The organism is Sphingopyxis fribergensis (assembly GCF_000803645.1).
Taxonomy (GTDB): domain Bacteria; phylum Pseudomonadota; class Alphaproteobacteria; order Sphingomonadales; family Sphingomonadaceae; genus Sphingopyxis; species Sphingopyxis fribergensis.
Genome location: NZ_CP009122.1, coordinates 4,471,859 through 4,485,468, shown reverse-complemented (window position 1 = coordinate 4,485,468; position 13,610 = coordinate 4,471,859). Strand labels below are relative to the sequence as shown.

At 67.0% G+C, this 13,610-nt stretch carries 16 protein-coding genes; 9 read left to right on the top strand and 7 right to left on the bottom strand.

Features of this window, described 5'->3' with window-relative positions; all coding sequences use genetic code 11:
- Positions 1-9: 9 nt before the first annotated feature.
- Entirely contained in the window at positions 10-483 is a 474-nt protein-coding gene (locus SKP52_RS21110; protein WP_228383726.1) for a DUF3576 domain-containing protein, read from the bottom strand.
- 278 nt (positions 484-761) lie between these two features.
- Between SKP52_RS21110 and SKP52_RS21105 the strand changes: the two genes are divergently transcribed.
- On the top strand, positions 762-1,475 hold the full coding sequence (locus SKP52_RS21105; RefSeq protein WP_052208667.1) for a hypothetical protein: 714 nt from the start codon (positions 762-764) through the stop codon (positions 1,473-1,475).
- Here the strand turns inward: SKP52_RS21105 and SKP52_RS21100 are convergent.
- On the bottom strand, positions 1,448-2,062 hold the full coding sequence (locus SKP52_RS21100) for a thiamine phosphate synthase (protein ID WP_039578446.1): 615 nt from the start codon (positions 2,060-2,062) through the stop codon (positions 1,448-1,450). The genes SKP52_RS21105 and SKP52_RS21100 overlap by 28 nt on opposite strands.
- Positions 2,063-2,119: 57 nt before the next feature.
- On the opposite strand from SKP52_RS21100, the gene SKP52_RS21095 reads away from it, so the two are divergent.
- Entirely contained in the window at positions 2,120-2,782 is a 663-nt protein-coding gene (locus SKP52_RS21095) for a YggS family pyridoxal phosphate-dependent enzyme (RefSeq protein ID WP_039578442.1), read from the top strand.
- On the opposite strand, the gene SKP52_RS21090 is transcribed toward SKP52_RS21095, so the two are convergent.
- Both SKP52_RS21090 and SKP52_RS21085 read right to left on the bottom strand, forming a co-directional pair.
- Positions 2,779-3,519 (bottom strand): hypothetical protein, encoded by a 741-nt coding sequence (locus SKP52_RS21090; RefSeq protein WP_052208665.1) that lies wholly within the window; start codon positions 3,517-3,519, stop codon positions 2,779-2,781. The two genes, SKP52_RS21095 and SKP52_RS21090, sit on opposite strands and share 4 nt — an antisense overlap.
- 4 nt (positions 3,520-3,523) lie before the next feature.
- Positions 3,524-4,036: a DUF4402 domain-containing protein gene (locus SKP52_RS21085; protein ID WP_039578432.1), complete on the bottom strand. Its 513-nt coding sequence runs from the start codon at positions 4,034-4,036 to the stop codon at positions 3,524-3,526.
- A gap of 86 nt (positions 4,037-4,122) precedes the next feature.
- Here SKP52_RS21085 and SKP52_RS21080 point away from each other — a divergent pair, with 86 nt between their 5' ends.
- The 4 genes from SKP52_RS21080 to SKP52_RS21065 all read left to right on the top strand — a co-directional run bounded on the left by SKP52_RS21080 (position 4,123) and on the right by SKP52_RS21065 (position 9,322).
- Positions 4,123-5,205, top strand: a complete 1,083-nt coding sequence (locus SKP52_RS21080; RefSeq protein WP_081997466.1) for a type III polyketide synthase — start codon at positions 4,123-4,125, stop codon at positions 5,203-5,205.
- Positions 5,202-5,915 carry a methyltransferase domain-containing protein gene (locus SKP52_RS21075; RefSeq protein ID WP_052208663.1) on the top strand — a complete coding sequence of 238 codons (714 nt, stop codon included), beginning with the start codon at positions 5,202-5,204 and terminating at the stop codon, positions 5,913-5,915. Before SKP52_RS21080 ends, SKP52_RS21075 begins: the two co-directional genes overlap by 4 nt.
- Positions 5,912-7,009, top strand: coding sequence for an NAD(P)/FAD-dependent oxidoreductase (locus SKP52_RS21070; protein WP_228383725.1), 1,098 nt, complete (start codon positions 5,912-5,914; stop codon positions 7,007-7,009). The genes SKP52_RS21075 and SKP52_RS21070 overlap by 4 nt, the downstream gene beginning before the upstream one ends.
- Before the next feature lie 114 nt (positions 7,010-7,123).
- Entirely contained in the window at positions 7,124-9,322 is a 2,199-nt protein-coding gene (locus tag SKP52_RS21065) for a transglycosylase domain-containing protein (RefSeq protein WP_228383724.1), read from the top strand.
- Here SKP52_RS21065 and SKP52_RS21060 read toward each other — a convergent pair whose 3' ends face one another.
- From SKP52_RS21060 to SKP52_RS21050, 3 genes are read right to left on the bottom strand one after another with little or no spacing between them, the layout of a single operon-like run.
- Entirely contained in the window at positions 9,323-10,054 is a 732-nt protein-coding gene (locus SKP52_RS21060; RefSeq protein WP_039578427.1) for a M48 family metallopeptidase, read from the bottom strand. It abuts the gene before it with no gap.
- Complete coding sequence (locus SKP52_RS21055) at positions 10,035-10,487, bottom strand: YcgN family cysteine cluster protein (RefSeq protein ID WP_228383723.1); 453 nt, start codon at positions 10,485-10,487, stop codon at positions 10,035-10,037. Before SKP52_RS21055 ends, SKP52_RS21060 begins: the two co-directional genes overlap by 20 nt.
- Complete coding sequence (locus tag SKP52_RS21050) at positions 10,475-11,119, bottom strand: SCO family protein (protein ID WP_148309202.1); 645 nt, start codon at positions 11,117-11,119, stop codon at positions 10,475-10,477. Before SKP52_RS21050 ends, SKP52_RS21055 begins: the two co-directional genes overlap by 13 nt.
- Positions 11,120-11,206: 87 nt before the next feature.
- Here SKP52_RS21050 and SKP52_RS21045 point away from each other — a divergent pair, with 87 nt between their 5' ends.
- From SKP52_RS21045 to ribH, 3 genes are read left to right on the top strand one after another with little or no spacing between them, the layout of a single operon-like run.
- Positions 11,207-11,827, top strand: a complete 621-nt coding sequence (locus SKP52_RS21045; protein WP_039578420.1) for an ankyrin repeat domain-containing protein — start codon at positions 11,207-11,209, stop codon at positions 11,825-11,827.
- A gap of 57 nt (positions 11,828-11,884) precedes the next feature.
- Positions 11,885-13,159, top strand: coding sequence for a 3,4-dihydroxy-2-butanone-4-phosphate synthase (ribB, locus tag SKP52_RS21040; protein ID WP_039581900.1), 1,275 nt, complete (start codon positions 11,885-11,887; stop codon positions 13,157-13,159).
- Positions 13,159-13,584, top strand: coding sequence for a 6,7-dimethyl-8-ribityllumazine synthase (gene ribH / locus SKP52_RS21035; RefSeq protein WP_039578417.1), 426 nt, complete (start codon positions 13,159-13,161; stop codon positions 13,582-13,584). Before ribB ends, ribH begins: the two co-directional genes overlap by 1 nt.
- The last annotated feature ends 26 nt before the right edge of the window (positions 13,585-13,610 follow it).

The window sequence follows — 13,610 nt, the reverse complement described above, 5'->3', positions numbered from 1 at the left end:
GCCGCCGGATTAGTCCCTGATGGCGCCGCGGCGCAGATCGCGGGCGCGGGTGAGGATGATTTCCTCGAGCTTCTGAACCGTCGCCGCCTGAACCGGCGCGTCGACCCAGGTGCCGCCCTGCGCCACTTGGCGCGAGGCCGCAACGCGCAGCGCGTCGGCGCGCAGGTCCTGGTCGAGGATCGACACGGTGACCTTCATTCGCTCGCCCGGGTTCGCAGGGTTCGCATACCAGTCGGTGATCACGACGCCGCCCGCCGAATCGGCCTGCAGCAGCGGCATGAACGACAGGGCATCGAGCGAGGCGCGCCACAAATAGCTGTTGACACCGATCGTTGTCACCTGGCTGGCGGCGAGGTCGGCGCGCGGGCGTTCCTTGTTCGCGCACGCCGAAAGGCCAAGCGCCGCGAGCCCGAGCAACGCGAGCGCGGCCGGACGGCGACCGAACATGGCGCCAAACCGGGCAGGGACGGAAAGCTGGGACATGCGGATACACCTTATCTTTTGAAGCCCGTCCGACGTGGAAATCGGCCGCGCGGAACGGAATTGCCAGCGTCTCTATCGCCCTTGCCGTCCCCCTGCAAGCGCGGCAATTTCTGCGAGTCGGCCGTTCAGATTCTGGTCAGATTTGAAACGCACTGTGCTGATCGGGCAACAATTCCGGTGAAAAGCGGAATCGTTGCAACAATTTGGCGGGATTCACTGGCAATGTTGCGCAGGGAGTCCTATTTGAAGAATCCGATTGGGGCTGGAGTCGCAGAGCAATGACGCGGACGTCGCGACATTTTTGGAAGGGAAGTCTCACCGCTTTGGCGGTGGTTTCGCTTGCTCTCCCGCCAGCCCTCGCCGCGATGTCGAACAGCGACCGCATCCGCGACACGACGCTTTCGGAAACCTTGCTCGGCCAGTTCACCCCGGCGTCGGGCGACGAGCGGCTGATCGCACGTTATAACAAGATGTCGGCCGAACAGCGCGGAAGCTTCAGCTTCACCCCCGCGCTGACCGATGACAACCGCAAGAACCGCGCGATCACCGTCGTGATTCGCGCCCGCGACGACGCATCGAGCGCCGCGCGGACGTCCGCGCTGGCCGCGGGCCGGACCGCGCCGATCGCGATCACCCCTGTCGCCTATAATCTGGGCGCATCGGTGGGCTTCGAGAAATTCGTCACGCCGGCGCTGCCGCGCGGCACCGACCTTCGCAACCTGCCGGTCGCGAAGGCCCCGGAACAGGTCGAAAAGAAATCGCGCTTCGCCACGCGTATGGTCAACCGCCCAAGCGACCCGAGCGGGGCAACCGATCGCGTCACGGCTCCCGGCGAAGCGTCGGCCGTCGATGTCGTCAGCAGCTATCGCCTGACCAAGAATATCGATGTCACGGCGGGCGTTCGGTACAAGAGCGACGACCGCGTCGAGCCGCTGACCGATACGCGCCGCGACAGTCAGGCGGTCTATATCGGAACCGCGTTCCGCTTCTGACGCTTCCGGCGCTTCGTCGCCGCATTTTCCCAGGCATCGATCGCTGCCCAGCTGCGCGTGAGTCCGCTCGCGCGGTTGAGAGCGCGCGCGCGCGTCGGTGTCATTCCGCCGAGCGCGATAGGCTGCGCGCCCGACACGCGTGCGAGCCGCAGCCATATTGCGCACCCGAGCGCGGGCGCACCGGGATGCGAACGCGTCGAATGGAGCGGCGAAATGAAGACGCCATGTGCCCCCGCCCGCTTCGCGCGGCGCGCTTCGCGCGCGTCGTGAACGGGCATCGTCAGCAACAGGCCGAGCCGATGCGCCTGCCCTGCCAGTTTTGCGTCGCGCTGGCGGAGGTGGACACCATGCGCACCCCAGCGGCGCGCCGTGGAAGGCTGTCCGGCCAGCAGCACGGTCAATCCCCTTACGCGCGCGGTGCACATCACGCGCCGCAGCAGCCGCCACCGCGCGCCGGAGGGCAGGCTGTCGTGACGCAGGACGATGCCGCTGCCGGGCGGAAGCGATGCCGCGAGTTCGGCGATACCTGCCGCGATCCGCTCGTCGCTGAACAGCCATGCGTTCGGCAGGGGGTAGCGCCCGGTCATCGCCCTTTCTATAGGCGCGTCGCGAGCGCACGCAACGCGCGGGATGGAAACGAGACGATGAGCGAAGCAGCAGACCGGCTGGCCGATGTGCAGGTCCATATCGCGGACGCGGCAAAGCGTGCGCAGCGGCGGACCGACGAGATTTGCCTGATCGCGGTGTCGAAGACGCACGATGCGGGGGCGATCCGCCCGTTGATCGCCGCGGGCCAACGCCATTTCGGCGAGAATCGCGTGCAGGAAGCCGCGGCGAAATGGCCCGAGCTCCGCTCCGAAACGTCTGATATCGTGCTCCACCTGATCGGCCAGCTGCAATCGAACAAGGCCGAGGAAGCGGTGACGCTGTTCGATGCGATCCATTCGCTCGACCGCAGCTCGCTGGTCCAGGCGATTGCGAAGGCTTGCCAGAAGGCGGGCAAGCAGCCGCAACTTTTCGTCCAGGTCAATATCGGCGACGAGGAGCAAAAGGGCGGCTGCGCGACCCGTGACCTGCCCGCGCTGCTGGCCGAAGCGAAGGACGCCGGGTTGACGATCGCTGGGCTGATGGCAATCCCTCCAGCCGATATCGAGCCCGCGCCCTTTTTCGCGCTACTCGACGAACTCGCCGAACGAAACGGGTTGCCGCTGCGCTCGATGGGGATGAGCGGCGATTACGAGACCGCGGTGATGCTGGGCGCGACGCATGTGCGCGTCGGAACGGCACTGTTCGGGTCCCGCGGCTAAACCTTGCAGGGGTCGCCGTTGGGGCCTTCCTTGGCGTCGGGTCGTTGGAGTTCGCACATCGCCGGGAGCAGCCGGTCGAAATCCTCCTCGGGCGCGATGGCGTAGCGGACGAAGGCGGCGATCGCCTTGCCTTCGCGCTCGGCCATCATCGGCGCAGTCTCACGCTCGCCGTCCCACACCGTCCACACTGCGATCAACTGCCGCGAGATCGGCTTTGCGGCACTACAGAGGCGCGTCTCCGCTGGTTCTTCGCGATCGCACTGGATTTCTGTGCGGCCGACCTCGAACCGCATGGTGCGGAGCTGATCGCCCATATTCTCGCCGCCGACGGTCGCATGATTATCGAACAGTGCGAGGGCGTCACGGTCCATCAGGTAGAAGCTGTTGATCGGCATTGCCTGTTCGATCGGCGCCCCCGGATCGTCGCACACCGAAGCCACCCAATGGCGCGCGAGAAGTGGGCAGATCTTGCGGATTTCCGACTCGAAATCGCTCCAGCCATAAGTACCGATACCGATACCGAATTCGATGCGATCGAGCTTCGCGCCAGGGGCCGGGAAAGGTTTCGCTTCGTCGCGCCCGTGCAGCGCCACCCGCGGGAAAACCAGCGGCACCTCGCCGACCGTGACACGCATTTCCCGCGCCAGTTCCTCGACATCGGCGCGGGAGAGCTTGCGCCCATATTCCGAATCCGAACAGCCCGTGAGCAGGAGCGTAACGGCCAACGCCGCAATCATCCGCCTATTCATACTCGACGGTCACTGGAATCCGCCCGCGATAGTCGCCGTCGTCAAGGCCGGCGATCTGCAGCCGGCCGCCGAAGCGGAATATCAGGCGGCCGTCGGCGCCTAGCCGCGGCGCAGCCGAGAGGTCGGTGACGAGGCTGGTGACGCGCGCGGTCCGGCCGTGGCCGCTTTCGAGATCGACGCTTGCGGGCAGGATCACGCGGACTCCGGCGCCGGGTTCCCCCCGCACGGTGACGGTGCCGGTCAGCGCGAAACCGCCGAGATCGACGACATCGCCGCGCACGCGGCGGGCGCCCGAAGCAGGATCAAGCTCGACCTCGCCGCCCATCGCGCCGACCGCGACGCGGCCCATGTCGAGCTGGGTTTCGACCTCGACGCGCAAAGGCACTTCGGCCTTGCGCGCCGTCGTGCCTGCCGCCTTGTCCTGCGTGCAGAGCAGGCATTGCGCCCCCGCGGAGGGCGCGGCGCCGAACGCGAGCGCGAAGCCAAGGAAAAGACGCAATTTCACAGCTATCAGGATAGCGCGGACATGGTTAAGCTGTGGTAAAGTCGGCGCGGCGCTAATCGCTGGCCTGTTTCCCGCTTTTCGGCCACATGTGCGCGATGACCACACCCCCGCCGTCCCCCCGGCTCAACGCCCTCGCCACCGCGGTGCCGGGGCATGATATCCATGTATCCTTTATCGACTGGGCGACGCCGCGGCTGACCGACGACCGCGTGCGCGCGATCTTCACGCGGATGACCGCGCGGTCGGGAATCGACCATCGCTGGTCGGTGCTGCCGCCGACCGAAAATGGGGGATCGCCAGTCGAGGCGGGCGGATTTTACGACGTTCCCGACCTGCCACCGACGTCGGCGCGCATGGCGGCTTATGCGCAGCACGCGCCCGACCTTGCGATGCAGGCGATTGCGAACCTCGGCGATGCGCTCGATCCGGCGCGCGTCACGCATATCGTCGTCGCGAGCTGCACCGGTTTCGTCGCGCCCGGGATCGACCAGATTCTCGCGCGGCGGCTGGGGCTGGCACCGACTGTCGAGCGCGTCTTGATCGGCTTCATGGGCTGTTATGCCGGGGTCACCGCGCTGCGCACCGCGCGGCATATCGTCCGCTCCGAGCGCGACGCGGTGGTGCTGGTAGTCAGCGTCGAGCTGTCGACGCTCCACCTCAGCCTCGCCGACGAACCCGAACCTCTGCTCGCGATGCTCCAGTTCAGCGACGGCGCGGCGGCGGGGATCGTGTCGATGGCGGCGCACGGACTCGAACTGGGCGAAGGGCGCAGCCTCGCGCTGGGCGACAGCGAGGAGCTCATCCGCTGGGACATCGGCGACAAGGGGTTCGAAATGACGCTGTCGGGCGAGGTACCGGGGCGGCTGCGCGAAACGCTCGCCGATCCGACCGTCCAGCACGAACTGTTCGGCGATGCTGGCGCGCCGCCGCTGCTCGCGATCCATGCTGGCGGCCGTTCGGTGCTCGATGCGGTCGAGCATGCGCTGGCGGTCCCGCCCGATGCGCTAGCCGACAGCCGCGCGGTGCTCGCGCGCTTCGGCAATATGTCGTCGGCGACGATATTGTTCGTACTCGCCGACATGATGGCGCGCGGCGCGACGGGCGAGGGGATCGCGATCGCCTTCGGCCCCGGGCTCGCCGCCGAAGCGATCCGCTTCACCGCGTCATGAATCCTTTTGCCAGCCTTCGTGTGCCGATCGAGCGCGACGAGGAGATGGACGCGGCCGAGCTTTCGCCCGAAAATTATGCGCGCGTACTCGCCGATCTCTCGCGGATCAACGCTCTGACGCTGGCGCCGCGCCCGACGCTGGGCTTTCTCGATCGGGTGCGCGCGCGGGGCGTTGGCGACCGGCCGTGGCGCATCCTCGACGTCGGCTTCGGCGCGGGCGACATGCTCGCGCGGATCGCACGCTGGGGCGACAAGCGCGGGGTGGCGCTCGACCTGGTCGGCGTCGATCTCAATCGCAAGAGCGAGGCGGTGGCGGCGATGCGGCTCGGCGCGCGGGCACGGCTGATCACCGGCGATTATCGCGCGCTGGCGGGACAGGGGTGGGACGTCATCCTGTCCAGCCTCGTGACGCATCATATGACCGCCGAGCAGCGCAGCGAATATCTGCGCTTCATGGAAAACGAGGCGGCGCGCGGCTGGCTGGTCAACGACCTCCACCGCCAGCGCCTGCCCTTTGCTGGTTATCCGCTGCTCGCCACGCTGGCGTGGGTCGATCCGATCGTCCGTCGCGACGGGCAGCTGTCAGTCGGGCGCAGCTTTCGCCGCGCCGAATGGCGGACGATGCTGGCCAAGGCGCTGCCCGACACGGCGAACGAATGCCGCATCTTTCGCAGCTTTCCCTATCGCCTCTGCGTCGAGCGCGTCCGGTGAGCGATGCGATCATCGTCGGCGCCGGACCCGCCGGGTCGGCCGCGGCGATCGGACTGGCGCGCGCGGGCGCCAAGACGCTGCTGCTCGAACGCGCGCGCGAAACGGGCGATGCGCTGTGCGGCGGTTTCCTGAGTTGGCAGACATTGCGGCGGCTGGGCGCGCTCGGGATCGATCGCGCGGCGCTCGGCGGGCAGGCGGTTCGCCGCGTGCGCCTGTTCGCGGGCCGACGGCAGAGCGAAACGGCGCTACCCGGCGAAGCGATGGGGGTGTCGCGCCGCCGGCTCGACGGCGTGCTGCAAGCCGCAGCCGTGGCCGCAGGCGCGGGTCTCGAATGCGGTGTTCATGCAACCGCGCTCGAAGGCGGCGGGGTGCAGACACGCGATGGCGCGGTGCTGGTGGCGCCGGCAGTCTTTCTCGCCGCGGGCAAGCACGGCTTTCGCGGGTTTCCGCGCGAGCCTGCCGCATGGCAGCGCGCCGACCCCGTGATGGGCCTGCGGTTGCGGCTTCCGGCGCATCCGGCGCTCGGCCGGTTGATCGGCGACGCGGTCGAACTGCACCTGTTCGATCGCGGTTATGCGGGGCTGGTGCAGCAGGAGGATGGCGTCGGCAACCTCTGTCTTGCGGTTCATAAATCGCTGCTCGACGAAGCCGGCGGCGATCCGGCGGCGCTGCTGCGCGCGCTCGGCGATGCGATGCCGCATCTCGGCGCGCGGCTAGCGCATATCGACTGCGGGGGCGGCATCGATGCGATCGGGCATGTTCCCTATGGCTGGCGCGCGCACGAAACAGCGCCGGGGCTGTTCCGGCTGGGCGATCAGGCGGGGGTGATCCCGAGCCTTGCCGGCGAAGGCATGGGGCTCGCGCTCGCGAGCGCCGATGCCGCGGTGACGGCGTGGCGTCACGGGGGCGATGCGGCAGCGCTCGCCTTTCAGGAGCGCCTCGCCGCGCGGATGACGCGTCCGTTCGCGCTCGCCAATCTTGTCTGGCGGATGGGCGAGAATCGGCGCAGCGCCCGATTCATGACCCTTGCGGCGACCCTTTTTCCGTCGATGGTCCGAATGATATCGCAGGCGACGCGGATCGACCCGCGCTGAGCGCGGCGCTTGACTTCACGGACCGCGGGCAGGATGAGGCGTCAACCGGCAAGGACTGAGACCGCCTTACCGGGCTTACGCATCAGGGGCGCAGTGAGGGAAGGAATACGGGCTTTGCGCCGCGACAGACAGCAGGCTTCGTCGAATAAATCGTCATCGTCCAGCAAGCGCAACGGCACGTCCGGCGGAGAGCCACCGCGCTGGCGTGTGTGGCTGCGGCGGATTTTTCGCTGGGGTCTCGGCCTCGCGGTCGTCGGGCTTGTCGCGCTTGGCGTGGCGGTCGGCATCGCGGTCCAGCGCATGCCGAGCTTCGAGGAGCTCAAGAAATCGCCCGCCGGCCAGACGATCCGCGTCCGGGCGGCCGACGGCACCGTATTCCTCTCGCTCGGGCCGAATTACGGCCGCTGGCTGACGCTGCGCGAAACGCCGCAGGTGATGCAGGACGCGATGGTCGCGGTCGAGGATCGCCGCTTTCGCTATCATCCCGGCGTCGACCCCGTCGGGCTGGCGCGTGCGGCCGCCGTCGCCCTGCAGAATCGTGGCAGCGGCCGTCGCCTGCAGGGCGCATCGACGATTACGCAGCAGCTCGCGCGCAATATCTTTCTGTCGAACAGCTATGATTTCAAGCGCAAGGCGCGCGAGATGATCCTCGCGCTCGCGCTCGAGTGGAAATTTTCGAAGGACCAGATCCTCGAGCTTTACCTGAACAAGGTCTATTTCGGCGGCGGCAGCTATGGCATCGATGCCGCGTCGAACAGCTTTTTCGGCCATAGCGCGACCCAGATGTCGCTGTCCGAGGCGGCGGTGGTCGCGGGGCTGGTCAAGGCGCCGTCGCGCTATTCGCCGACCGCTGATGCGCAGGCCGCGCTCGGCCGCGCTGGCGTCGTGCTAAGCGTCATGGTCGACGCTGGGGTCATCACCCAGGCGCAGGCCGACAGCGCCGAACCCGCCAATGTCCAGCTCGCGAAGGAAACGGGGCAGAATAGCGCGCGCTATTTCAGCGACTGGGCGCTGCCGCAGCTCGACATGCTGATCGACGAAGGCAGCGAAGCGCTCGACGTTTACACCACGATCGACCTAGGCATGCAGCGCGCCGCGACCGCAGCGATCCAGGCCGATACGCCGAAGGGCGTGCAGGGCGCGCTCGTCTCGCTCGACCGCGACGGCGCAGTGCGCGCGATGGTCGGCGGCCGGGATTATGTGACGTCGAACTATAACCGAGCGACGCAGGCGCTGCGCCAGCCCGGGTCGGCGTGGAAATTGTTCGTTTATATGGCGGCGCTCGAGGCGGGGTATAAGGTCAGCGACCAGGTCGTCGACGAGCCGGTGACGATCAACGGCTGGTCGCCGCGCAACTCGTCGGGACGTTTCGCGGGCACGATGGATCTGCGCAGCGCCTTTGCCTATTCGGTCAACACCGTCGCGGCAAAGCTGGGCGACGAGGTCGGCTTTTCGGCGGTCGCCAATATGGCACGCCGGTTCGGGATCACGACGCCGGTCAACACCCACCCGTCGATGGTGCTCGGCAGTGCCGAGGTGCGCGTGATCGACATGACCGCCGCCTTTGCGGCGGTGTCGCGCGGCGGGGTGTCGGTGCAGCCCTATGGCATCACCAAGGTCACGACCGCGAGCGGCGAGCTGCTTTATCAGCGTCCCGCCGAGCGCGGGACGACGCTGGTCGACCATTGGGTCGCCGCGGGCATCACCGATTTGCTGCAGACCGCGGTCAACACCGGGACGGGCAAGGCGGCGCAGATCGGCCGCCCCGTCGCGGGCAAGACCGGGACGACGACGAGCAACAAGGATGGCTGGTTCCTCGGTTTCTCGAGCGGGATCACGACGGGCGTGTGGATGGGCCGAGACGATGCGAAGCCCGTCGGCGGATTGCAGGGCGGCCGTGCGCCCGCCAAGGCCTTTGCCGACTATATGCGCGTCGCGGTAGCGCGGCGCCCGGTCGAGCAATTCGACACCGAAGTCGTGCTGCCCGAATGGCAGCTCGAGGATGAGGGCGAGGCCTATATGGGCGAGCCGGCCGAAGAGGGGTTTGTCGACGAAAATGGCATGCCGATCGAGCTGCCCTATGACAGCCGACCGCCCGAAGGTGCAGACCCGGCTCCCCCCCCGACTGACGAGGGCCCGGTGCTCGATCAGCAGTGGATCGAGGAGCAGACGGGACGGCGCGGTCCGAGCGACAACAACACGACACCGAAAAATGGCGGCCAGCCCAAGATCGTTACAGTACCCAAGGCTGCACCGCCGATCGTCAGACCGTCGCAGCAACAGCGTCCGCCTTCGGATAGCGCGAACGATTAATCAGTCAGCGAAGCGGTAGCGGTGGAGCGAACGCCCTTCGCGGCGCAGCCAGCCACGCGCCGCGGCGACGTCGCCATCGTGCAATTCGTCGACGAGCGCATGAAAGGCTGCACCATGGTCCATATGCCGAAGGTGCGCGACCTCATGCGCGACCGTCGCACGGCGAACATGGTTGGGTGCCATCACAAGCCGCCAGCTGTAGCGGAGGTCACCGTCGTGCGTGCAGCTGCCCCAGCGGCTGCGCGGATCGCCGACGCCAACGCGGCCGACCGATAGACCAGCCGCGCCCGCAATTTCGCGGCTTTCGCGCTCCATCAGGTCGAGCGCCTGCCCCTTGAGCCAGCGTTCGATGCGCCGCCCGACAGTTTCGGCGGGGCCGCCGACGTACAGCGTGTCGCCGTCGATCCGGATCGCGCGCGGGGCGGTCGCGGTCCAGTCGATATGACGCTCGATGCCGCGGAACGGAACCGACGCGCCGGGACCGACGATCACCGGCAACGTCGCCTTGCCGACCTGTTCGACCAGCCACGCCTGTTGTTCATTCGCCCATTTGAGTGCCGCGCGCTCATTGGTGCGGCGTGGAACCGTGAGCCGGAGTTCGCCGCGCGCGCCGTCGAAAACGAGGCGATAGCGCCGCGACTGGGCATGGCGCACGACGCGCACCGGCCAGGCTTCGTCCCCCACCCAGATGTGCGGCCCCTCGGGCGCGAAGTCAGACGACGCGTTCGACAAGGTGGTTTTCCAGCGGCCCGGCCATATCCTCGCCAACCGTCCAGCCGACGATCGACTCGCCCGCGCGGTGCACCGCATCGCGATCGCCGCAGACGAGATAATGCCAGTCGGGCAGTGGTTCGCCTTCGGCGCGCAGGCGATAGGCACAGGTCTGCGGCAGCCATTCGATGTCGGCAACCTTCGCCTTGGTCAGCGTCAGGCAGTCGGGGACGTGGCGGCGGCGGTGCTTGTAATCGCCGCAGCGCGCGGTGGTGAGGTCGAGCAAGCGGCACGCGACATTAGTCGGATAGATGCGGCCCGTATCCTCATCCTCGAGCTTGTGCAGGCAGCATTTGCCGCAGCCGTCGCACAAAGCCTCCCATTGGCCGGCATCGAGAGAGGTAAGCGGCGCTTCCCAGAAGGGCTGCGCCTCGCGCTCCATCACTTGACCCATTTCGCCAGCTCTGCGGCGACCGCCGCGGGCGCGCCCTCGTCGATATCGGACGACGGATCGTCGAGCGGCAGCAGTGCGACCGGCTTGCCCGCCGGATCCATCAGGAAAGCGAGCTGGCTGTGCGCCATCAGATAGCGGTCGGGCGCCGAACCCGGCACCTTGTTATAAGTCACCACATAGGCTTTCGCGACCGCGGCGATCTGTTCCGGCGTGCCGGTGAGGCCGAGCAGGCGCGGATGATAGCGCGCCACGAAGGGTTTGAGCGCTTCGGGCGTATCACGCGCCGGATCGACGGTGATGAACATCGGCACGACCTTCGCACCGCGCGCGGCATCGATCTTTTCGAACTGCGACAGCCCGCGCATCAGCTTTTGCAGGTCGACCGGACAGATGTCGGGGCAAAAGCTGTAGCCGAAATAGACGAGACGATATTTGCCCGCAAAGTCGGTGTCGCGGACGGTCTTGCCGTTCTGATCGGTGAGCGTGAAGGGGCCGCCGATGCGCGCGCCTTCGAGCGGCGGCTTCGCGGGCGGCGCATCGCCGCCGCCGCTGCAACCCGCGAGCGCGGCACCGAAAGCAATCATCAGGCTTGCGCGGACGAACCTTTGTCCCATATTTGCGATATTCATCATGCCGCCAGCCTTGATCGGCTAGCCATGGAAAATCAACCATTGTCGTCGCCTCAGCGGCGGACAAATTGCCCCAGGGGTCGCCCAGACATGTTCCGACGCGCGGAGTTTCGCCTCGCCTTTTTCCTTGTCACACTGGCTGCAGCGACGGGCCTTCTGCTCAGTCCCGCACAGGCGCAGTTCCGCGGCGGCTATGCCTTTTTGCAGGCCGTCGACAGCCGCGACGGAACCAAGGCGACCGATGCGCTGAAGGATGACCCCTCGTTCGTCAACACGCGCAATCCCGACACCGGCGAAACCGCACTGATCATCGTCACTAAGCGCCGCGATATCAGCTGGTTGCGCTTCCTTCTTGGCAAGGACGCCGACCCGTCGATCGGCGATCGCCAAGGGGTTACGCCGCTGATGCACGCCGCGCTGATCAATTTTACCGACGGCGCCGAGGAACTCCTCAACGACAAGGCGCCGGTCGACCAGACGAACCGGCGCGGCGAAACCGCGCTGATCCTGGCGGTGCAGTCGAAGAATGTCGCGATGGTCCGCCTGCTCATGAAACGCGGCGCCAACCCCGACAAGGCCGACCATGTCGCGGGCATGTCGGCGCGCGCCTATGCCAAGCGCGATGATCGCACGGGGCAGATCGTCGCGCTGCTCGACGCGAAGGCCGACGGCCCGGTCCGCGACCTGGGCCCTACTTTCGGGCCCAATTGACAGGCTCGATGTGATGTTGGGATTGACAATCACATTATGATGTGAGACATGGTTTTCATGTCTACACAGCTCATCGAACGCATCCGCGCCATCGTCGACGACGGAACCATGTCACGCTCGGGCCTCGCTCGCGCCGCGGGTCTTCACGCGAACAGCCTGCGCGATCTCGATTCGCCGGGCTGGAACCCCACCGCCGAGACGCTGCGCAAGCTCGAGAATTGGCTCGCGAACGGCAGCGACCTGTCACCGATGGCGAGCCCCGAAGAGATTATCGCCGAGGCGCGCAACGGCCGCATGTTCATCCTTGTCGACGACGAGGATCGTGAGAATGAAGGCGACCTGGTCATCCCCGCGCAGATGGCGACCCCCGATGCGATCAACTTCATGGCGACGCACGGCCGCGGGCTGATCTGCCTGACGCTCACCAAGGCGCGCGTCGACACGCTCGGGCTTGAGCTGATGAGCCGCCAGAACGGCACGCGGCACGAAACCGCCTTCACCACCTCGATCGAAGCGCGCGAGGGCGTCACCACGGGTATTTCGGCGGGCGATCGCGCGCGCACCGTGGCGGTCGCGATCGACGCCGGCAAGACGCGGGACGATATCGTCACCCCCGGCCATATCTTTCCGCTGATCGCGCGCGACGGCGGTGTGCTCGTGCGCGCCGGCCATACCGAGGCGTCGGTCGACATCGCGCGGCTTGCCGGGCTCAACCCCTCGGGCGTGATCTGCGAGATCATGAACGACGACGGCACGATGGCGCGGCTTGACGATCTGATCCCCTTCGCGAGGCGCCACGGGCTGAAGATCGGCACGATCGCCGACCTGATCGCCTATCGCAGCCGCAGCGACCGGCTGGTCGAATGCGTGTCCGACGAGCCGTTCGAATCGGACTATGGCGGCGAATGGCGCCTCAAATCCTATCGCAACAAGATCGACGGCAGCGTCAATCTGGTCCTGCAAAAGGGCCCGGTGGACCCCGAGGGCGTGACGCTGGTCCGCATGCATCCGGTGTCGATCTTTGACGACATCATGGGTCGTCCGGGTCCGAAGAAGCGCCGCCTGCAACGCACGATGGACGCGATCGGCGAGGCCGGTTCGGGCGTCATCGTGATGCTGATGCGCCCGCTGCCTGGGTCGGCCGACGCCGATGCGACCCCGGCGCCGACCGGCGGCATGGACCTTCGCACCTATGGCATCGGCGCGCAGATTCTCGCCGACCTCGGCGTCCATGCGATGGAACTGCTCACCCCCACCCACAGCAATATCGTCGGGCTCGAAGGCTATGGCCTGTCGGTCGTCGGCGAACGCCCCATTCCCGGAGAAGCCTGATGGCGCATGTCCTGATCGTCGAAGCCCGTTTTTACAGCCACCTCAACGACATGCTGCTCGACGGCGTGCGCAGCGCGCTCGAGGCCGAGGGGCATAGCCACGAGACCGTGACCGTCCCCGGCGCGCTCGAAGTCCCCGCGGCGATTTCGCTAGGCGCCGAAACCGGGCGTTTTGACGCTTATGTGGGGCTCGGCGTCGTGATCCGCGGCGAGACATATCATTTCGAGGTCGTATCGAACGAGAGCGCGCGCGGCATCATGGCGCTCACCCTCGACGGGCTCGCGATCGGCAATGGCATCCTCACCGTCGAGGATGAAGAACAGGCGCTTGCGCGCGCCGACAAGACGCGCAAGGATAAGGGCGGCGAAGCGGCGAAGGCCGCGATTGCCATGCTCGCGCTGAAGGAACAATTCGGCATTGGTTGATCGCCCGCCTCCCAGCCGTTTTTCCG